The following is an 18,662-nucleotide window of genomic DNA, read 5'->3' as shown; positions in this document are numbered from 1 at the left end:
CCATTTAATGACATCATGTTAGATGATCATCATCGAACAATAACCATGGAGGTGGCTGATTATTAGTAGAGATATGAACGTCAATGAGGGCATTCGTGCTCGGGAAGTACGTCTAGTTGGTGCAGACGGAAACCAAATTGGTGTGAAATCCAAAACTGAGGCATTAGATATGGCTCGTAATGCAAATCTTGATCTTGTAATGGTTGCTCCAAACGCGAAACCTCCTGTTTGTCGCATTATGGACTACGGAAAGTTCCGCTATGAGCAGCAGAAGAAAGAGAAAGAAGCGCGTAAGAAACAAAAGATCATTACCGTTAAAGAAGTTCGCTTGAGCCCGAACATTGAAGAACACGACTTCAATACGAAGCTTCGTAATGCACGTAAGTTTCTTGAAAAAGGCGACAAAGTGAAAGCATCGATCCGTTTCCGCGGACGTATGATTACACACTCTGATATCGGTAAAAAGGTGCTTGAGCACCTAGCAGAAGATTGCAAAGATATTGCAACTGTTGAGTCCAAACCAAAAATGGAAGGACGCAGCATGTTCCTAATCTTGGCACCTATCGCAGAAAAGTAATTCTTGAAGGAGGAACTCACTCATGCCAAAAATGAAATCTCACCGTGGAGCTTCAAAACGGTTTAAGAAAACTGGATCAGGTAAACTTAAGCGCAGCCGTGCTTACACTAGCCATATGTTCGGTAACAAGTCTCAAAAGCAGAAGCGTAAGCTTCGTAAAGCTTCTCTTGTTTCCGCAGGTGACTTCAAGCGCATTAAGACTTTAATCTACAACAAGAAGTAATCGGTTATTATATTATTGAGACACAGAAATTAGGAGGGGTTTAGTATGCCAAGAGTAAAAGGTGGCTACGTAACACGTCGTAGACGTAAAAGAACGTTAAAACTCGCAAAAGGATATTACGGATCTAAGTCTTTGCTTTTCAAAGTTGCTAATCAGCAAGTTATGAAATCAAACATGTACGCTTACCGTGACCGTCGTCAGAAAAAACGCGACTTCCGTAAGCTTTGGATCACTCGTATCAACGCGGCAGCTCGTTTGAACGGACTTTCTTACAGCCGTTTGATGTTTGGTCTTAAAACAGCTGGTATCGACATCAACCGTAAAATGCTTGCAGAACTAGCAGTAAATGACGAAAAAGCATTTACTGAACTAGCTTCAAAAGCAAAAGAAAACTTGAAATAAGTTCTTTAAAACCATCCTCACATGTTGAGGGTGGTTTTTTTGTAAGCTATGTTACTTATATCGTTGATTCTCAATTTTGTCTCACAGAGCGTAAATGAGTCAAAATCAACAGCGTTCATTAACATAGCCTTTTTGAAAAAAGTTATAATAGAGGAGAGAGTAAGTGTTGGATGGTTTAATTGTATTAGGAATATATTTGGCGATCATCAATAGTTGGAGTTTCATAGCTATGGGGATCGATAAGCGTAGAGCGCAAAATCGAAAGCGAAGAATTCCTGAAAAGACGCTATGGTTTTTATTTATCTTCGGAGGAAGCTTCGGTGGTTTAACTGGAATGAAGAATTTTAGGCATAAAACAAAACACAAGCAATTTGTGTATGGCATCCCCGCTCTATTAGCTCTTCATCTCGTGCTCTTTGTTAACTATGCATACATCTATATGTAGAAAAAACGCCGAATGGGCGTTTTTTTATTTAGTGTATTGTTCTTTTTTTCATAAGACGAACTTGTTTTCAATTAGGATTCATTTTGTTTAAGGTACCTTTTGTCTTTCAGAAATAGGCGCCAGAAGTAGATGAATCCTGGGGTTAAAATAAAGAAGGCTACAATGTAGGTGACGATTAATGCTCTAAATGTAGCGGGGTCTGTGAATCCAGTTTCAATCGTTACATTTGGATATACGATATAAGGTAAATGAGCTGAACCATAAGCATAACTAGCAAGTAAATATTGTGTAACGATACTAACCATAGCAAGCCTCGGAATACCGACACCTGTTTTTCTAGGAATAAAGAGAGCGAGATATCCGATTGCAAAGGTTGTGATAGAACCAATTAACCACGGTACATAGTCCATTAAATTGTCATAAAGCCATGGAGCTTCCGTTCGAATAGTGAGAACGAGTAAACCCGCCATCGCTAGTGAGATTGGACCGACAAGAATAGCATCCCTTCTATAAGTTTGATAAGCTTCTTCATCTCCTGATACGTTAGAGTAATCAGAAAGCAGCAGAGATGATAGAAAGAGCGTGCTTGAGATGGCGAAGGCCATGAAAGCATAAACACTTGGACTTGTAAATAATTCACCCAATAAAAGACGTTCTATCCCGTTTGATGTTTGTATAAATCCGCCATGCGTAATAGGCAACACGCAAATCAAGAGAGCTGGAATAAGAAAACCAGTTATTCCTGATATCAAGGTTAAGAGGCGTTTGTAATTTGAAGAAGCGGAATGAGAAAATACAAGAAACGCACTCCTAAGGGCAAGTAATAGTATAATCAAACTCCCTGGAATGAGAAGGACAGTACCAAGGGTAAACGTTGCTCCAGGGAAAAAGCTGAAAAGAGCTACGACAATGGCAACGATAAATACATTTGTTACTTCCCAAGATGGAGATAAATAGCGATTCGCAATATTTGTCGCTTTCGTGTTGTTTTTATTTAAATAGATCATGGACCAAAACCCAGCACCGAAATCGATTGTGGCCATCACCGCATAAATAAATACAAGACCCCATATTAATGTGATAGCGTAAAATGCTTCTGACATGTGGTTCACCTCTTATTCTTTTTTAACGGTATAGACAGGTGCCTACTGATCGAGTTCCTCGCTAATTGGGTTACGATTGAAATAGTAGCGAAGGACGAGGACTGTTGAGATCATTAAAATGATATACACAATGAGAAAGAGAACAAAGAGCAGCCCGATATTTCCTGAAGTAGTGACCGCTTCTTCTGTCTTCATAACGTGATAGATAATCCAGGGCTGTCTGCCAGTACAGGCGAATATCCATCCGAATTCAATTGCGGTAATGGCGAGCGGACCTGCAGCAATAAATGCCCACATGAGCCAGCGTGGAAATTCTTTTCGTTTAAGGATTTTGTACCAAGTAAATCCAACAATAGACAATAGCATGAGTAGGGAACCAATCCCGACCATTGAATTGAACAAGGTATGGACAAATAGTGGTGGCCACTCTTCTTCAGGCCATTCTTCAAGACCGAGTACTTCAGTATCAAATGCGTCGTCGGATAGAAAACTAAGTGCCCACGGAACTTCAATTGCCCACTTTACCTCACGTTCTTCTTTATCGGTGTAGCCGCCAATAGCAAGTGGTGCATAAGTTTGTGTTTCAAACAAACCTTCCGCCGCCGCGAGTTTCTCAGGTTGATATTGATACAGTTGTTGAGCAGATTCATGTCCATTTAAGGCGGTCAAGATTGAAAAAACCCCTCCGATAACGAGCCCCATCATTAATGCTTTATGATGAAATTTATATTCTCTCGTATTACCTCGTTGACGAATCATTTTATATGCCGCAATCGATGCGATAACAAATGCCCCTGTCATTAAAGCAGAAACAGTTACGTGTCCAGCTGTAACTAGGAAGGAAGGATTGAAGAATGCCTCCCATGGATCAACGTTAACGAACTTTCCGTCTACTATCTCAAATCCAGCTGGTGTACCTTCAAAAGCGTGGACATTTGTAATTAAGATAGCTGATGCGCTCGCACCGAATGCAACAAGCGTTACGCTCACAATTCGCATGATTGGAGAAAGGCGATCTGCAGCATAAACATAGATTGACATAAAGAGAGCTTCTAGGAAGAAAGCATATATTTCAATTTGAAAGGGCAATGCAATCACTCGTCCAACGACTTCCATAAATCCTGGCCATAAGAGAGAAAGCTGTACACCTGCAATGGTTCCTGTAGGAATCGCCACCCCTAGTAAAACAGCAAACCCTTTCGTCCATCGATTGGCCATTATCGCATAATCTCTATCTTTTGTTTTTTGATACATGAGCTCTGCTACAAGAACCATTAAAGGTAAGCCTACACCGAGTGTTGCATAAATAATATGTACGCCCATTGTCATTCCAAATAATGAACGAGCAATAACAAGTTCATCCATAATTTATCCCCTCCAATTACCGAACTGATTAAATCTCCCCTTATTGTCCACGTATTTCCAAATAATATTCTAATCGAGATTCTTCGCTTTTTGACATAACAGCTCGTCTCTTGTCATAAAGGTTAAAGGAAGGGGGGAACATCATGAATGAGCTCGTCCTACCGCTTGTGGAGGTTGTATCAAATAGCGGAATTTACGCCCCGTTCTATTTCATTATTTTTCATTTTATTCGTCAGTTTGTATTTGTTCCCGTTAGCGTTGTTTGTGTTGCTGGTGGAGTGATGTTTGGCGCAATATATGGCACGATTTACTCATTGATTGGGATTACTGTTGTAAGTACGGTTTTTTATTTAGTTGTTAAGCGGACGCCGGGTTTGTTTAAGAAAATTATTCGAATGAAAGAACGATGGACACGTAAACATATGCCAATGTCAGTTGGGCAAATTGCCATTCTTCGATTAGTGCCTTTCGTTCATTTTCATTTCATTTCCCTTTGTTTAATTGAGGTATCTAAAGACTTTAGAGATTATTTGCGGTCATCCCTCATTTCAAATGTACCTCTCGCTTTGTTGTATTCTTTCTTTGGAACGGCGATTAGTAGGTTCGATCCGGTCGTCATCGTACTTATGTTGTGTGGACTTGTCATCCTTTTCTATTTACTAAGAAGAAGAGAGTGGATTATGAAGTGGGAGGATTTCTTTCAGCCTGTGAGATAAAAAAGCTTTTTAATTTGATCGTAAACAAACAAAACCCCTCCAGATCGGAGGGGTTTTGTTTGTTAAGTATTTTCGCGATGGCGTAAAAATTCTTTGACTGGGCTCTTCCATTCAATTTTTGCACTAGGATAGCGGATGTCCATTTCCTTTTCAAGAAAATAGAAATCTTCTTTCTCAAGTAAATATAGTTCTGATGCATTTTTTACCCCTACTGAAAGTGTAATAATATCGAACGAATTTTCAGTAGTGCCAAGGTACTTTTCACCTTCGAATAAGGCACCTTTGTAGGTGACGAGAAAATTCTTTCTTACATTGGACGAGTCATCAAAAAAATAGTATTCTTTATGATCGTGAGCTTTTTCCAGCTTTCGTTTTGGATCCATAAAAAAGCGGATGACAGAATAAGCGATTAATACCATGGCTACGAGAATGACAAGACGAAAAAGAATAATAATCATTAGTCAGCACCTCATTTTCACTATGCTTCTATTCTCTATACGTATATGATAAAGAAAGGTTTCATAAAAAGAAAAGATTTAAGAAAGGAAGAGTTCATTGAAATTCGAACAATTATTTACATTACAAAGACAACTTGATACTCGGATTGTAAAGGAACACAATTTGGAGCATGAAGATTTATTCGAGAATAAACTACTTGCTCTTAAAGTCGAGATTGGAGAACTAGCGAATGAAACACGTTGTTTTAAATATTGGAGTAAAAAAGCTCCTTCCCCTAAAGAAACGATTCTAGAGGAGTATGTGGATGGTATTCATTTTATTCTCTCATTAGGGATTGAATTGGGCATTACAACGTATGAAGCGGTGTCAAAAGGCGATCCCGCTGGCTCTGAAGTACATGCTTTCCATCGTGTCTACAAAGCGATTGATCAAGTGGCAAGTGAAAAAAATGAGGAAGCATTTAACGATTTAATGGAAAGTTATCTTTTACTTGGACAACTTATCGGGCTACGGTTTGAAGAAATGAATGAAGCGTATTTGAAAAAAAATAAAGTGAATCATACTCGACAGGATCAGGGATATTAGATTCAAGAGTCCTCTGAATTGTGAAATATTTCGGAAACCGTTATAATGAACAGAGAATACATATCAAGGAGGCAATACATATGGCTAAGCTAGACGAAACGTTGCAGATGCTGAAAGAACTCACTGATGCGAATGGCGTACCAGGTAACGAACGTGAACCTCGTGAAGTGATGAAGAAGCACATTGAATCTCTTTCAGATGAAATCATGTATGATAATCTAGGCAGCTTAATTGCGGTTAAAAAAGGTAAAGCAGAAGGCCCAAAAATTATGGTTGCAGGTCACCTCGATGAGATTGGCTTTATGGTAACGCGTATTGATGATAAAGGCTTTCTTTATTTCCAAACAGTTGGCGGCTGGTGGGAGCAGGTTATGCTTGCACAGCGTGTTAACGTCATGACTCGTAATGGTAACATTATGGGCGTCATCGGTTCTAAACCACCACATATTCTTCCTCCTGAACAGCGTAAGAAATCGGTCGACAAGAAGGATATGTTCATTGATATTGGTGCTTCAAGCCGAGAAGAGGCTATGGAATGGGGCGTTAAGCCGGGAGATTCTGTTGTTCCAGTTTGTGAATTTACTGTTATGAATAACGAAAAAATGCTTATGGCGAAAGCATGGGATAACCGTATTGGCTGTGCTATTGCGATCGAAGTACTTCGTAAGCTAAAAGGAGAAGAGCATCCTAATACTGTCTACGGCGTTGGTACGGTACAAGAGGAAGTAGGTCTTCGCGGAGCGACTACGGCTACAAACATGATTAAGCCTGATATCGGCTTTGCGGTTGACGTTGGTATCGCTGGTGATACTCCTGGAGTAAGTGATAAGGACGCTCAATCCAAAATGGGGAAAGGTCCTCAAATTATTATGTATGATGCTTCAATGGTCGGTCACAAAGGTCTTCGTGACTTTGTAACAGATACAGCTGATGAGAACAATATTCCTTATCAGTTTGACTCTATTGCAGGCGGTGGGACAGATTCAGGTAAAATTCATTTAACAGCAAATGGAGTACCTGCACTTTCCATCACAATTGCCACACGCTATATTCATACTCACGCAGCGATTCTTCATCGTGACGATTTTGAGAATGCAGTTAATTTGATTGTTGAAGTGATTAAAAAGCTTGATGCTGATACTGTGAAAGAAATTATCTTTAACTAGAACACAAAATCCGGTGGCTCTTGCCACCGGATTTTGCTTGTTAATTTACACCCTGTGCCATATAAGAGAGCATTTGCTCTCGCTCATTTTCTGGTGCTTCTTTCCAAAGAATTTCGAAAAGAACACCAAGCCCAGGGAGCATTTTCTCTTCTCCGCTTTGCATGGCGTCGAGGATTGTCGCTTCGAGTTGCTCCTCGTTGTTGCCATTAATATTAGCGAGAATCGCTTTGCGTAAGTTAAGGTCCATACTTTCCACCTCACCTTTCTCATTCGCTTGTTGGTTCAAGCCTCATTAGTATGAGCGAATTGAAGAAATTTCATGAGTTTTATTGGAATCTTCCCTTTCAACCCTTTATAATGGAAACATTGAAAACTGAAGGAGAGCATAATGATTATCGAATCCGCTAAAAATCAAAAAGTGAAAGATTGGAAAAAACTTCAGACGCGAAAGGGTAGAGAGAAAGCTTTCTCTTATATCATTGAAGGTCCACATATTGTAGAAGAAGCTGCAAAGGCTGAAGCTTCAATCACAGAATTGATTGTGACAGAAGGCACTGACTTATCTGCTTATCCGTTTAAAGTGCTTCCTGTTGTCTATACTGTTACGGAGAAAGTGATGCAAGAACTAACGGATACAGAAACACCACAGGGGATTATGGCCGTTTGTAAAATGGTTGAGCCTGAACTACCTCGTCATGGCAAACTATTATTACTGGACGCCATTCAGGATCCCGGTAATTTGGGAACGATTATTCGAACTGCAGATAGTGCTGGATACGACGGCCTTCTACTTGGACATGGAACCGTTGATGCTTATAACAGTAAGGTGCTTCGATCCACCCAGGGATCTATTTATCATCTTCCTGTAATAAAAGGGGACTTGGTGACAGAAGTTCAGAAATTAAAAGAAGCTGGCATGCTTATATACGCAACAGAAGTGAGTGGAGGAACGCCATATCAAGAGCTTGATTCATCTTCTCAGTTTGCTGTCATTCTTGGAAACGAAGCAAACGGTGTATCAGACGAGCTTCAACGTTTAGCAGACGAGAACGTGTATATTCCGATATATGGTAAAGCAGAGTCGTTAAATGTCGCCGTTGCAGCAGGAATTCTGATGTATGGATTGTTACCTTCATAATAAGGCTTGCGGATATAGCGATTTTTTTCTATAATTAAAAGCAACTTATATATGTTAAAAACAATGATGGAGAGTAGTAAGCTGCCGCTGCCTTTGCAGGGAGGAAATGCCGAGACTGAAAGCATTTCTATTGGGACGCTGCCGAATTCGCTCTGGAGTTGCCGCTTTGTTCGTTCGAAAGCGGATCGGTTTACAAGCCGTTATTTTTTGCTTAAGGCTGATAGGTGTACTCTATCGGTGAATTAGGGTGGTACCGCGAAATCAAATCTTCGCCCCTTTCTGGGGAGCGAGGATTTTTTTATTGCAAAAAGAAGCAAACACGAAAATGAAGTGGAGGTTGAAAAGATGCAAGAGTGTTTACAAACGTTGAAAGAAGAAGCACTATCAGAAATTCAGCAAGCTTCTTCAATGAAAGAAGTGCAGGATATCAAAGTGAAATACCTTGGGAAAAAAGGTCCAATTACAGAAATTTCCAAAGGTATGGGGAAATTGTCTAAAGAAGAACGTCCGAAAATGGGGCAGCTCGTTAATGAAATTCGCTCAGCGATTTCGGATCAATTAGAGGAGAAAGTGACTCGTTTAGAAAAAGCAGCCGTAGAAGAACGATTAAAGAAAGAAACGATCGATATTTCTCTGCCGGGTCGTCCAATTAAGAGAGGAAATCATCACCCACTAACGAGGGTAATCGAAGAAATTGAAGACCTATTTCTTGGTATGGGATTCTCGATTGCGGAAGGACCAGAAGTTGAAACCGATTATTATAATTTCGAAGCGTTAAATCTTCCTAAGGATCATCCGGCTCGAGATATGCAGGATTCATTCTATATAACTGAAGAAACGCTATTAAGAACGCATACCTCTCCAATGCAAGCTAGAACGATGGAGAAGTTAAATGGAGAAGGTCCTGTTAAAATCATCGTGCCCGGTAAAGTTTATCGCCGTGATACAGATGATGCAACACACTCCCATCAGTTTATGCAAATTGAAGGACTAATGGTTGGTGAGAATGTTCGCATGAGTGATCTAAAAGGTGTGCTCCAATCATTTGCGAAAAAAATGTTTGGAGAAGAACGTGAAATCCGTCTTCGCCCAAGCTTCTTCCCATTTACTGAGCCTTCTGTGGAGATGGATATTTCTTGCTTTAATTGCGGCGGGAATGGCTGCTCTGTATGTAAAGGAACCGGATGGATAGAAATTCTTGGAGGCGGTATGGTACATCCGAATGTACTTCGCATGTCCGGCTTCGATCCTGAGAAAGTCACTGGGTTTGCATTTGGTATGGGACCAGAACGGATCGCTATGCTGAAATATGGTATTGATGACATACGTCATTTCTACACGAATGACAGCAGATTTATTAAACAATTTAATTCACTATAATATGATTGGAAGTTAGGAGGATAAAACATGCTCGTATCAATGAATTGGCTACAGCAGTATGTAGATTTAGATAGTTACTCAGCTGATGAACTGGCAGACCTGATTACTAAGGGTGGTATTGAGGTTGAAACAGTCGAAAAGCTTAATAAAGGAATTACCGGCGTGGTTATTGGTCACGTTCTTGAATGTCAGCAACACCCTGATGCTGATAAGTTAAATATTTGTCAGGTGAATGTTGGTGAAGAAGAGCCGGTCCAAATTATTTGTGGAGCACCAAATATTGCTCAAGGACAGTACGTAGCAGTAGCAAAAGTTGGGGCTGTACTTCCAGGCAATTTTAAGATTAAGAAAGCAAAACTTCGCGGTGAAGCTTCTCATGGTATGATCTGCTCACTTCAGGAGCTTGGAATTGAAAGTAAACTTGTATCGAAAGAGTATGCAGACGGAATCTTTGTATTTAGTGAAGACGTGACACCTGGTGAAGATGCGCTTGAATACTTGAATCTAAATGATGAAGTTCTTGAGCTAGGTCTTACTCCAAACAGAGCTGATGCGATGAACATGATCGGCGTCGCTTATGAAGTTGGGGCAGTATTGAATCGATCAATTGAACTTCCGTCTCCAGAGCTTGTTCGCTCGGATGAAGACGTTGAAGAGTATGTGTCAGTTCGTGTAGAGAATGAAGAAGATAATCCTTATTATGGAGCTTCCATTATTAAAGACGTAACGATCAAATCATCACCGCAGTGGCTTGTAAATCGCCTCGTTTCTGCTGGTATTCGTCCAATTAACAACGTAGTGGATATTACGAACTATGTTCTTTTGGAATACGGACAGCCGCTTCATGCTTTTGATTATAATCGGTTTGGATCGAAGGAAGTTGTGATACGTCGCGCAACTGAAGGAGAAAAAATTGTCACTCTCGATGATGCTGAACGCACGCTTTCGAATGAGCATCTTGTCATCACGAATGGTTCAAAACCCGTTGCCGTGGCTGGTGTTATGGGTGGTGCTGATTCTGAAGTACAAGAAGACACAACAACGATTTTGCTTGAAGCAGCTTACTTTAACAGCAAGCTTGTTCGGAAAGCATCGAAAGATCTAGGGTTACGTAGTGACTCAAGTGCGCGTTTTGAAAAAGGAATTGATCGAAACCGCGTTGTTGGTGCAAGCGAACGCGCTGCTCAGCTCATTCAAGAAATTGCCGGTGGAACAGTGTTAAAAGGTATTGCTGAACAGGGATCTCGAACCATCGAAGCTCTTGACGTTAGTATTGAAGTGAACCGAATTAATCAAGTTCTTGGGACAGAAATTTCTGAAACAGAAGTTGCTGCTATTTTTGAGCGTCTGCAATTCTCTTATCAGAACTTTGGTGGCACATTTACCGTTCAGGTACCGCCGCGCCGCCCGGATATAACGATTTCTGAAGATTTAATTGAAGAAGTAGGACGCCTCTACGGATATGATAATGTTCCTGCAACGCTACCTCTTACAGAAAGTACGCCAGGACAGCTGTCAGAATATCAAGTGAAGCGTCGCCATGTTCGCCGTACGCTTGAAGGCGCTGGTCTTTTCCAAACAGTAACGTATTCTCTTACGTCGCCTTCTAAACGTCTTTTCTTCTCTGATGAATCAGCCGAAGCAGTTCGTCTTGCGATGCCAATGAGTGAAGAAAGAAGTGAACTTAGAACGAGCCTGATTCCGCATCTTCTAGAGATAGCGCAGTATAACCGCAACCGTCAGCTAGATAATGTTGCTTTCTATGAAACGGCTTCTGTGTTCTTACCAGGTGATGAGCTTCCGGTAGAACAGGAACACCTTGCTGGCGTAGTGTCAGGATTATGGCAAGAGCACCTATGGCAAAAAGAAAAGAAAGTCGCTGATTTCTTTGTTGTAAAAGGAATCCTCGAAGAAATAGCGGTTGAATTTGGTTTAGAGGATCGTCTTTCGTTCGCTCGTGCAGAAGAGCCAAAGCTTCACCCAGGTCGTACAGCATCGGTTTATCTCGATGATGAGCTCATCGGATATATCGGTCAACTTCATCCAGAAGTTGAGAAAGATCTTGATTTGAGTGAAACATACGTTTTTGAAATCAATCTGGAGAAGTTACTGAATGCAGAAGTTGCTCACCTTCAATACAAAAAGCTTCCACGATTCCCGTCTGTTACTAGAGATGTGGCTCTTGTTGTCAGTGAGTCGCTTGAAGCTGGAGAAGTGAAGAAAGTCATTAAAGAAGCTGGTGGATCTAAGCTTGTTGACATTCAACTATTTGATGTTTACCAGGGTGAACATCTTGATGAAGGTCAAAAGTCACTAGCCTTTTCTCTTAGATATTACAATCCAGAACAAACTTTAACAGAAGAAGAAGTGAAGAAGGCGCATGACCGTGTTCTTACAGCGGTAGAAGAACAATTTGGAGCTGCCCTTCGTCGATAACTATAGAAAATCCTCCCTACGTGTATAGGGAGGATTTTTATTTATACTATTTTTTACATAAACATTCCTACAAATATAGCCGTAATAAAGGAGGCTAGTGTACCACCGATAATAGCCTTTAATCCTAATTTAGAAACTTGAGAACGTTTAGTGGGCTCGAGTGACCCTAGTCCAATAATAAGCTGCCCGATGGATGAGAAGTTAGCAAAGTTACATAGTGCGACAGAAAGAATGGCAACGGTTTTGTCAGATAGCTGTGCTTGAATGGCGGTTAAGTTTTGGAAAGCCACAAATTCATTAATTGACATTTTCGTACCAATGATGGATGCTGCTCGAAAAGCTTCATCCGTTGGAATACCTACTAATAGGGCAAATGGATAGAAGATATATCCTAGAATTGAGCTCAGGTCAGTTCCAACGAAACCTAACATGCCGTTTACAACTGCTAGAATACTGATGAATGCTATCAAAAGACCTCCAATATTTAACGCAAGCATCACACCGCTGACTGTTCCGTCGGCGATTGCCTTAAAAATATTGGCATGATCGGTTTTTTTCATTTTTACTTTATCATTAGTTTGTGAAACTTCAGTTTCTGGTTCCATCACTTTTGCAATAACAAGTGAAACGAAAGGAACGCTAAAGACAGATATCAATAAATACTTAAGTTCAATACCCATAAGTGAATAACCGACGAGGATGGCTCCACTAGCAGAAGCAGTACCTCCTACCATGATGGCAAATATCTCAGATCTGGTGAGCAATTTCAAATAAGGTTTTACGAGTAAAGGCGCTTCGGCTAGACCTAAAAAGGAGTTTCCGACAGCGTTAAATGTTTCAACTTTCGTCGTTCCCATTAGCTTACCAATCGTAATGCCAATCACTTGAACGATAAGTGGGATAATGCGCATGTAATAAAGTGCTGAGACAAGAGCAGAAATGAAGATGATGACAGCTAAAACATTTATAGCAAATACAAATGTTAAGCCTGTTTCTTCATAGAGGCCGCCAAATACGAATTGAATGCCTTCGTTACTATAGTTAATAACGTTTTGTACAGCTGCAGAAGCTTTTTCGAGCATAACCTTTCCTGCATTTACTTTTAGAACAAATAAAACAAATAGCCCTTCAATTAAAACGCCAACCCCGATCGTTCTCCATTTGACTGATTTTTTCTTGTTGCTCATTAACCAGGCGATAGCAAGTACGCCAATAATCGAGAGTAGTCCTGTGAAAATATTCATGATGTCAATTCCCCCTGAAAACTAGTTGTTTCTTCACAAATCTAAATCGGATGAATACAAAAAAACCCGTACTTTGTAGAAAAAAGTCCGAGTTTACAGGAAGAAAAGTGGCACACAAATAAACAGAATATGCCTGTCTAAGTGACGATGCCATGCCTTCCCTATAGTCCAGCAATTCTCGGTTGCCGGGTAGAAACTCTTTGGACCCTATTTCCAAAATTATATAGAGATAAATGTGAAGTTGTATTCATCAATCTAGCAGAAGATAGAATAGGTAGCAAGACCTATTAAGAAAGTAGGAATGTTTGGAATATTCGAATGAAAAATGTAAACGTACGACATTTTTTTGCTTATTGCTTCCTTATTCACGCTCTGATAGAGTACAAAGTGATTAGAATAATGGAAGCTCATATATGTCGGGAATTGGCCTGAACGTTTCTACCCTGTTACCTGAAATGACAGGACTATGAGTGAATAAAAAGTTGAGAAGACCTTAAACGTACCTCAACGCTATAAATAGAAAAGGTTCACTTTCAGGAAACGATGGTTAGCGACATGCGAGTTATCCACCAGGGGGATATAGGATGGAAAAAAAGAAGGTATATTTCAATCATGATGGTGGCGTTGATGATTTAGCATCACTGTTTCTATTATTAAACATGGAAGAGATCGAGCTTGCTGGCGTATCGGTTATTCCGGCAGATTGTTATCTAGAACCAGCTGTTTCTGCAAGCAGAAAAATAATAGATCGATTTGGAAAAGCCACTGGATTAAATGTTGCAGCTTCTAATTCAAGAGGGATTAATCCATTCCCTAAAGACTGGCGCATGCATGCTTTTTATGTCGATGCTTTACCTATTCTAAATGAATCAAATAAAGTGAATACACCTATGTCAGAACTACCTGCTCATTTGCATCTGATTGATACTCTTGAACGAAGCTCTGAACCGCTAACTCTTCTTTTTACTGGACCATTAACAGATCTTGCTAGAGCGTTAGAAACAGCTCCACATATTGAACAGAGTATTGAAAAGTTAGTATGGATGGGTGGCACTTTCCTAGAAGTAGGAAATGTGGAAGAACCAGAACATGATGGTACAGCAGAATGGAATGCTTTTTGGGATCCCGAAGCAGTATCTACTGTTTTCAAAACTTCTATTAAGATCGAAATGGTCGCACTTGAAAGCACGAATCAAGTCCCGTTAACCAATGATGTAAGAAACATGTGGGCAGCTAAACGAAAGGAAATTGGTGTAGACTTTATTGGACAATGCTACGCCATGTGTCCTCCACTTGTACACGTTGAGACCAATTCGACTTACTATTTATGGGATGTTCTGACTACAGTTTCTGTGACACCAAAATCCTTTATCCATTCAAGAAAAGTAAAATGTCGTGTTGATGTAGATGGAGTAAGTCAAGGGAGAACCGTTCTTGATGAAACAGGTCGTGAAGTGATTGTAGTAGATGACGTGGATCGTGACATGTTCTTTAACTATTTCACTTCCGTCATGCTGAAAGCAGAAGATCAATTAGAAGCTTCTCACCTTTATTAATAAAATGAACATCAAAAAAGCTGACTCACTCGAGTCAGCTTTTTTCGTAGAGTTCCTTTAACGACGTGATTGATCAGCTATTTTTTGAGCTTTTAAGCTATTAGCAAAATGTAGCTTAGCTAAATTCCCAAGAATCTGATCTCCATGTTTTTGAATAAGCTTTGCAGCTGCTATGTCTACAGCAGGTCCAGCCCCTTTAGGAAGCTTTACATTATATTCTTTTCCAAGTCGATCCATTTCCATTACAAAAGAGTACCTCGCAATAATGGATGCTGCTGCTACAGCCAGGTGAATTTCTTCGGCTTTAGTTGCGAAATATACATTTTCTTTTACGATTGTTGATTGACCTTTTAGGTAGTTGAAATAAACTTCAGGTTTAGCGAATTGATCAATGAGTATGGCATCATATCCCTGGACTTTGCGCATCACATTCTGGATGGCCTGATTATGTAGTAGAGCCTTCATTTTCCCCTGATTCGTTCCCTTTTTCTGCATAGTATTGTATTTTTCATTTGGTAGGATAAGCAGGCTATAAGGAATGGTTTTAATCAAATTTCTAGCTATTTCAATAATTTCTGGATCCTTCATTCCTTTAGAATCTCTTACACCGAGTTCCTTTAAGAGTGGAATTTGCTTCTGGTCGACATATGCAGCAACAACTGTCATTGGACCAAAGAAATCTCCTGTCCCAACTTCATCACTTCCGATGGCGGAAAGAGTTGAGATATTACCAGGTGGAGAGTATTGATGATCGCCCACTGTTTTCTTTTTAGATTTCGTTGCCTTTTTAGAACTCGCTGTTCCGCTAGATTGCCATGGTCTTGCTTCTCCTTCTGCCCCTGGGCCCTGGAACATTATTTTTCCAGATTTATAGCCTGTAATAGTACAGGTAGAAGTTTTCGCTACAAAAACGCTCCCCGGTGGCTGTTTATCGCTTAAGTGGCTGTTGTATTTCTTTTTAATTTCATTCATAATGGAAGGTGATACAGTTAAAACAACCTGTGACATAACAAAACTCCTTTTGTGAACTAGGCTTGCATCCTATTATAGCAGAATCTGAAGATGAACAAGAATGGTTCAGGAGTGCTGTGTTTCAAAAATACCAATTTTCATGCTATGATGTAAAATAGGATTCTCTCTCTTGATAGGAGGCTTATGGGGTGACAGACAGTCATGGAAAAATACGTACAACCGTGGAAATCTATGGTGAACAATATACAATAATCGGTGATAAAAGTCATCAACATATTCGTGAAGTCTCAACTTTAGTGGATGAGAAGATGAATGAGATTAAAGGAATGAATACCTATTTAGATACGAAGCGACTTGCTGTGCTAACAGCAGTTAATATTGTAAATGATTATGTGATGATTAAAAAAGAACTTGAAGAGTTAAAGAAAAAACTGAGAGAAGAGGAATAACGTAAGATGGTTGATCTAATTCTTTTTATTATATTAGTTGGAGGGTTCCTAATTGGACTTCGAAGAGGCTTGATCCTTCAAGTTGTTCATTTAGCAGGATTTATCGTTTCATTTGTTGTTGCGTACATGTATTTTAAGGATCTCGCTCCACATTTGAAGCTATGGATTCCATACCCGTCCTTCGGCAACGAGGCATCTTCAACGGCAATGGTGTTTGACGCTATAAACTTAGAGGCCACATACTATAGTGGAATTGCGTTTGCGCTATTGTTCTTTGGTACCAAAATTATCATGCAAATAGTTGGTTCTATGCTCGACTTTCTTGCAGATTTACCTATATTGAGAACTGTAAATGGATGGCTTGGCGGAGTGCTTGGATTTGTAGAAGTATACATTATCGTGTTTTTATTTCTATTTATTGCAGCGCTTCTTCCAAATGAAACCGTTCAAACAGCCATATCAAATTCGTTTCTTGCGGAAAGCATCGTCAAGCATACCCCTGTGTTGACAGAACAAATTAAAGACCTCTGGAGTACACACGTAGCATAACCCTTCAATTAGAAGGGTTATTTATTTGTATTAGCATAAGTACGATTGGTTAAATTGGTAGCGCTTGTCGGATCTAATCGAGCGCTACCGCTTATTTTAAGATAAATTAATTGGATTTGGGTTTGAATATGGATAGGATAGTAGTAATGATCTTATGAAGAAGGGTGAGAAAAAGATGAATAAAAAACAGGTTATTCATTTCCTTGAAGAGATAGCAGTTTATATGGAGTTGAAAGGGGAAAACCCTTTTAAAATATCCGCTTTTCGTAAAGCGGCCCGAGCACTCGAAACAGATGATCGGAGTATGAAGCAAATTGAAGATCCTGCTGAGCTAAATGGCATCGGAAAAGGGACGGCAGCGGTAATAAATGAAATCCTCGAAAAAGGAGAATCAGAAACGCTTGAATCATTAAAGAAGGAAGTCCCATCTGGTCTTGTGCCGTTACTTAAATTACCGGGACTTGGTGGTAAAAAGCTTGCTAAGCTATACAAGGAACTTGATGTTATTGATATGGCGACATTACAAAAAGCTTGTGAAGCTCATCAGATTCAAGAACTCCCTGGTTTTGGGAAGAAGAGTGAGGATAAAATTCTTGAAGCGATTGAGGAAGCAGGTAAAAGACCTGAACGCTTATCCATTGCCTACATGCTACCACTTGCTGAAAACATTGAAAGCCAATTAAAAGAAATCCAGAGCATTGACAAATTTGCAAGAGCGGGGAGCTTGCGAAGGGTAAGGGAAACGATCAAAGACCTTGACTTTATTATAGCGACAACTGCTGCTGCTGATGTGTCAGCGAGCTTACTTGAATTAGAAGGTGTTTCTAAAGTAGTCGTAAAGGGAGAGACGAAGATTACACTTGAACTTGACGATGAATATGGCGTTTCAGTAGATTTTAGAATTGTAATGCCTGAAGAATTTGCTTCTACACTCCATCATTTTACTGGTTCACAGGCTCATAATGTGAAAATGAGGCAAATCGCAAAAAAGAAAGGCGAAAAAATTAGTGAGTACGGTGTAGAGTCTTTAGAAACGGGGGAAGTTCTTACATTTGAAGATGAAAAGGATTTCTACCAGCATTTTGGTTTAGCCTATATTCCGCCTGAAATTCGCGAAGATAAAGGTGAAATTGAAGAAGCTGAGAAAGATGAGATTGAATTAGTCCAGTTGAACGATATAAAAGGAGATCTACATATGCACTCCACCTGGAGTGATGGTGCTTATACGATTGAAGAAATGGCCGAACGAGCAAGAGCAAAAGGATATTCGTATATCGCGATAACAGATCACTCTCAGTACCTTAAAGTAGCGAATGGCTTGACACCAGAAAGGCTACGAGATCAAAGAGAAGAGATTGATCGTCTCAATCAAAAATGGAATGATTTTAGAATATTTGCAGGGGTAGAAATGGATATTTTACCTGATGGAACACTTGATTATGACGATAAGATGCTGTCGGAAATGGATTTTGTTATTGCTTCAATTCATTCATCCTTTTCCCAAGATGAGGATACGATAATGGCACGTCTTGAAACAGCACTTCGGAGTCACCATGTTGACCTCATTGCTCATCCATCAGGAAGGTTACTTGGAAAAAGGAAAGGGTATGCTTTAAGCCATGATAAGTTAATAAAGCTTGCGAAAGAAACGGATACGGCTCTTGAATTAAATGCAAATCCAAACCGATTAGATCTTGCAGCGGAATGGCTTCAAAAAGCACAAGAAAATCATGTTAAAATAATGATTAATACAGATGCTCACCATATGGACATGCTTGAGCATATGGAAATCGGCGTAGCAGCTGGGAGAAGAGGCTGGCTGCGAAAAGAGACTGTCTTAAACACATTTACGGCTAAAGATCTTGAAGCATTCTTTAACCGTCACTCATAAACAAAT

Annotated in this window: 20 protein-coding genes, 2 riboswitches and 1 other annotated feature; of the genes, 14 read left to right on the top strand and 6 right to left on the bottom strand. The window is 40.0% G+C overall.

Translation table 11 applies throughout. The features are described from left to right. Positions 1–73 precede the first annotated feature (73 nt). The 4 genes from infC (at position 74) to AC0VYH_RS15950 (ending at position 1,647) form a co-directional block, all read left to right on the top strand. A complete protein-coding gene (infC, locus tag AC0VYH_RS15965) occupies positions 74–577 on the top strand; it encodes a translation initiation factor IF-3 (protein ID WP_194219324.1) in 504 nt (167 codons plus the stop codon). Between the two features lie 22 nt (positions 578–599). Next, the gene (gene rpmI / locus AC0VYH_RS15960) at positions 600–800 is read left to right on the top strand and encodes a 50S ribosomal protein L35 (protein WP_048312400.1); all 201 of its coding nucleotides are present in this window, start codon (positions 600–602) and stop codon (positions 798–800) included. A gap of 45 nt (positions 801–845) precedes the next feature. Next, a complete protein-coding gene (gene rplT / locus AC0VYH_RS15955) occupies positions 846–1,202 on the top strand; it encodes a 50S ribosomal protein L20 (RefSeq protein WP_048312405.1) in 357 nt (118 codons plus the stop codon). A gap of 163 nt (positions 1,203–1,365) precedes the next feature. Continuing rightward, positions 1,366–1,647: a DUF1294 domain-containing protein gene (locus AC0VYH_RS15950; protein ID WP_475372750.1), complete on the top strand. Its 282-nt coding sequence runs from the start codon at positions 1,366–1,368 to the stop codon at positions 1,645–1,647. Positions 1,648–1,718: 71 nt separating this feature from the next. On the opposite strand, the gene AC0VYH_RS15945 is transcribed toward AC0VYH_RS15950, so the two are convergent. Together AC0VYH_RS15945 and AC0VYH_RS15940 are read right to left on the bottom strand one after the other, a co-directional pair. Continuing rightward, on the bottom strand, positions 1,719–2,759 hold the full coding sequence (locus tag AC0VYH_RS15945; protein ID WP_408962569.1) for a cytochrome d ubiquinol oxidase subunit II: 1,041 nt from the start codon (positions 2,757–2,759) through the stop codon (positions 1,719–1,721). Between the two features lie 33 nt (positions 2,760–2,792). After that, positions 2,793–4,115 (bottom strand): cytochrome ubiquinol oxidase subunit I, encoded by a 1,323-nt coding sequence (locus tag AC0VYH_RS15940; protein WP_475365589.1) that lies wholly within the window; start codon positions 4,113–4,115, stop codon positions 2,793–2,795. A 143-nt stretch (positions 4,116–4,258) separates the two neighbouring features. Here AC0VYH_RS15940 and AC0VYH_RS15935 point away from each other — a divergent pair, with 143 nt between their 5' ends. Continuing rightward, positions 4,259–4,831, top strand: coding sequence for a TVP38/TMEM64 family protein (locus tag AC0VYH_RS15935; protein ID WP_194219327.1), 573 nt, complete (start codon positions 4,259–4,261; stop codon positions 4,829–4,831). Between the two features lie 62 nt (positions 4,832–4,893). On the opposite strand, the gene AC0VYH_RS15930 is transcribed toward AC0VYH_RS15935, so the two are convergent. Continuing rightward, positions 4,894–5,289 (bottom strand): sigma-w pathway protein ysdB, encoded by a 396-nt coding sequence (locus AC0VYH_RS15930; protein WP_430243921.1) that lies wholly within the window; start codon positions 5,287–5,289, stop codon positions 4,894–4,896. A 97-nt stretch (positions 5,290–5,386) separates the two neighbouring features. On the opposite strand from AC0VYH_RS15930, the gene AC0VYH_RS15925 reads away from it, so the two are divergent. Next, a complete protein-coding gene (locus AC0VYH_RS15925; protein ID WP_475365588.1) occupies positions 5,387–5,875 on the top strand; it encodes a dUTP diphosphatase in 489 nt (162 codons plus the stop codon). An 80-nt stretch (positions 5,876–5,955) separates the two neighbouring features. Further along, positions 5,956–7,041, top strand: a complete 1,086-nt coding sequence (locus tag AC0VYH_RS15920) for a M42 family metallopeptidase (RefSeq protein WP_283153904.1) — start codon at positions 5,956–5,958, stop codon at positions 7,039–7,041. A 40-nt stretch (positions 7,042–7,081) separates the two neighbouring features. Here the strand turns inward: AC0VYH_RS15920 and sspI are convergent, their stop codons facing one another. Beyond that, on the bottom strand, positions 7,082–7,288 hold the full coding sequence (gene sspI, locus AC0VYH_RS15915) for a small acid-soluble spore protein SspI (protein ID WP_194219331.1): 207 nt from the start codon (positions 7,286–7,288) through the stop codon (positions 7,082–7,084). Between the two features lie 138 nt (positions 7,289–7,426). Between sspI and AC0VYH_RS15910 the strand changes: the two genes are divergently transcribed. From AC0VYH_RS15910 to pheT, 3 genes are all read left to right on the top strand, one after another. After that, entirely contained in the window at positions 7,427–8,179 is a 753-nt protein-coding gene (locus AC0VYH_RS15910) for a TrmH family RNA methyltransferase (RefSeq protein ID WP_475373798.1), read from the top strand. Positions 8,180–8,233: 54 nt separating this feature from the next. Further along, positions 8,234–8,459 (top strand) — a binding site (T-box leader). A gap of 65 nt (positions 8,460–8,524) precedes the next feature. Further along, positions 8,525–9,559 (top strand): phenylalanine--tRNA ligase subunit alpha, encoded by a 1,035-nt coding sequence (pheS, locus tag AC0VYH_RS15905; RefSeq protein ID WP_475372749.1) that lies wholly within the window; start codon positions 8,525–8,527, stop codon positions 9,557–9,559. A 27-nt stretch (positions 9,560–9,586) separates the two neighbouring features. Then, entirely contained in the window at positions 9,587–11,995 is a 2,409-nt protein-coding gene (pheT, locus tag AC0VYH_RS15900; protein ID WP_475372748.1) for a phenylalanine--tRNA ligase subunit beta, read from the top strand. Positions 11,996–12,048: 53 nt separating this feature from the next. Here pheT and AC0VYH_RS15895 read toward each other — a convergent pair whose 3' ends face one another. Further along, the gene (locus AC0VYH_RS15895) at positions 12,049–13,239 is read right to left on the bottom strand and encodes a NupC/NupG family nucleoside CNT transporter (RefSeq protein ID WP_475372747.1); all 1,191 of its coding nucleotides are present in this window, start codon (positions 13,237–13,239) and stop codon (positions 12,049–12,051) included. A 144-nt stretch (positions 13,240–13,383) separates the two neighbouring features. Then, positions 13,384–13,486, bottom strand: a riboswitch (purine riboswitch). A 140-nt stretch (positions 13,487–13,626) separates the two neighbouring features. Next, a riboswitch (purine riboswitch) is annotated at positions 13,627–13,726 on the top strand. Positions 13,727–13,823: 97 nt separating this feature from the next. Between AC0VYH_RS15895 and AC0VYH_RS15890 the strand changes: the two genes are divergently transcribed. Further along, entirely contained in the window at positions 13,824–14,795 is a 972-nt protein-coding gene (locus AC0VYH_RS15890) for a nucleoside hydrolase (RefSeq protein ID WP_475372746.1), read from the top strand. 57 nt (positions 14,796–14,852) lie between these two features. Here the strand turns inward: AC0VYH_RS15890 and rnhC are convergent, their stop codons facing one another. Continuing rightward, positions 14,853–15,803 carry a ribonuclease HIII gene (gene rnhC / locus AC0VYH_RS15885; protein ID WP_475365585.1) on the bottom strand — a complete coding sequence of 317 codons (951 nt, stop codon included), beginning with the start codon at positions 15,801–15,803 and terminating at the stop codon, positions 14,853–14,855. A gap of 152 nt (positions 15,804–15,955) precedes the next feature. On the opposite strand from rnhC, the gene zapA reads away from it, so the two are divergent. From zapA to polX, 3 genes are all read left to right on the top strand, one after another. After that, on the top strand, positions 15,956–16,216 hold the full coding sequence (zapA, locus tag AC0VYH_RS15880; protein WP_194219337.1) for a cell division protein ZapA: 261 nt from the start codon (positions 15,956–15,958) through the stop codon (positions 16,214–16,216). 6 nt (positions 16,217–16,222) lie between these two features. Further along, complete coding sequence (locus AC0VYH_RS15875; protein WP_226614603.1) at positions 16,223–16,765, top strand: CvpA family protein; 543 nt, start codon at positions 16,223–16,225, stop codon at positions 16,763–16,765. A 175-nt stretch (positions 16,766–16,940) separates the two neighbouring features. Further along, positions 16,941–18,656 (top strand): DNA polymerase/3'-5' exonuclease PolX, encoded by a 1,716-nt coding sequence (gene polX, locus AC0VYH_RS15870; RefSeq protein ID WP_475372745.1) that lies wholly within the window; start codon positions 16,941–16,943, stop codon positions 18,654–18,656. Positions 18,657–18,662 lie beyond the last annotated feature (6 nt).

It is taken from the genome of Anaerobacillus sp. QJM3NY_32, assembly GCF_056173645.1.
This window is presented reverse-complemented; position numbering and strand designations above follow the sequence as displayed.

What these genes read in the sequence shown, in the direction of transcription:
- AC0VYH_RS15920 (WP_283153904.1), top strand. Translation starts at nt 5,956, where the DNA reads ATGGCTAAGCTAGACGAAACGTTGCAGATGCTGAAAGAACTCACTGAT.
- rplT (WP_048312405.1), top strand. Translation starts at nt 846, where the DNA reads ATGCCAAGAGTAAAAGGTGGCTACGTAACACGTCGTAGACGTAAAAGA.
- AC0VYH_RS15935 (WP_194219327.1), top strand. Translation starts at nt 4,259, where the DNA reads ATGAATGAGCTCGTCCTACCGCTTGTGGAGGTTGTATCAAATAGCGGA.
- AC0VYH_RS15940 (WP_475365589.1), bottom strand. Translation starts at nt 4,115, where the DNA reads ATGGATGAACTTGTTATTGCTCGTTCATTATTTGGAATGACAATGGGC.
- rpmI (WP_048312400.1), top strand. Translation starts at nt 600, where the DNA reads ATGCCAAAAATGAAATCTCACCGTGGAGCTTCAAAACGGTTTAAGAAA.
- pheS (WP_475372749.1), top strand. Translation starts at nt 8,525, where the DNA reads ATGCAAGAGTGTTTACAAACGTTGAAAGAAGAAGCACTATCAGAAATT.
- rnhC (WP_475365585.1), bottom strand. Translation starts at nt 15,803, where the DNA reads ATGTCACAGGTTGTTTTAACTGTATCACCTTCCATTATGAATGAAATT.
- pheT (WP_475372748.1), top strand. Translation starts at nt 9,587, where the DNA reads ATGCTCGTATCAATGAATTGGCTACAGCAGTATGTAGATTTAGATAGT.
- infC (WP_194219324.1), top strand. Translation starts at nt 74, where the DNA reads ATGAACGTCAATGAGGGCATTCGTGCTCGGGAAGTACGTCTAGTTGGT.
- AC0VYH_RS15890 (WP_475372746.1), top strand. Translation starts at nt 13,824, where the DNA reads ATGGAAAAAAAGAAGGTATATTTCAATCATGATGGTGGCGTTGATGAT.
- polX (WP_475372745.1), top strand. Translation starts at nt 16,941, where the DNA reads ATGAATAAAAAACAGGTTATTCATTTCCTTGAAGAGATAGCAGTTTAT.
- AC0VYH_RS15875 (WP_226614603.1), top strand. Translation starts at nt 16,223, where the DNA reads ATGGTTGATCTAATTCTTTTTATTATATTAGTTGGAGGGTTCCTAATT.
- AC0VYH_RS15895 (WP_475372747.1), bottom strand. Translation starts at nt 13,239, where the DNA reads ATGAATATTTTCACAGGACTACTCTCGATTATTGGCGTACTTGCTATC.
- AC0VYH_RS15930 (WP_430243921.1), bottom strand. Translation starts at nt 5,289, where the DNA reads ATGATTATTATTCTTTTTCGTCTTGTCATTCTCGTAGCCATGGTATTA.
- sspI (WP_194219331.1), bottom strand. Translation starts at nt 7,288, where the DNA reads ATGGACCTTAACTTACGCAAAGCGATTCTCGCTAATATTAATGGCAAC.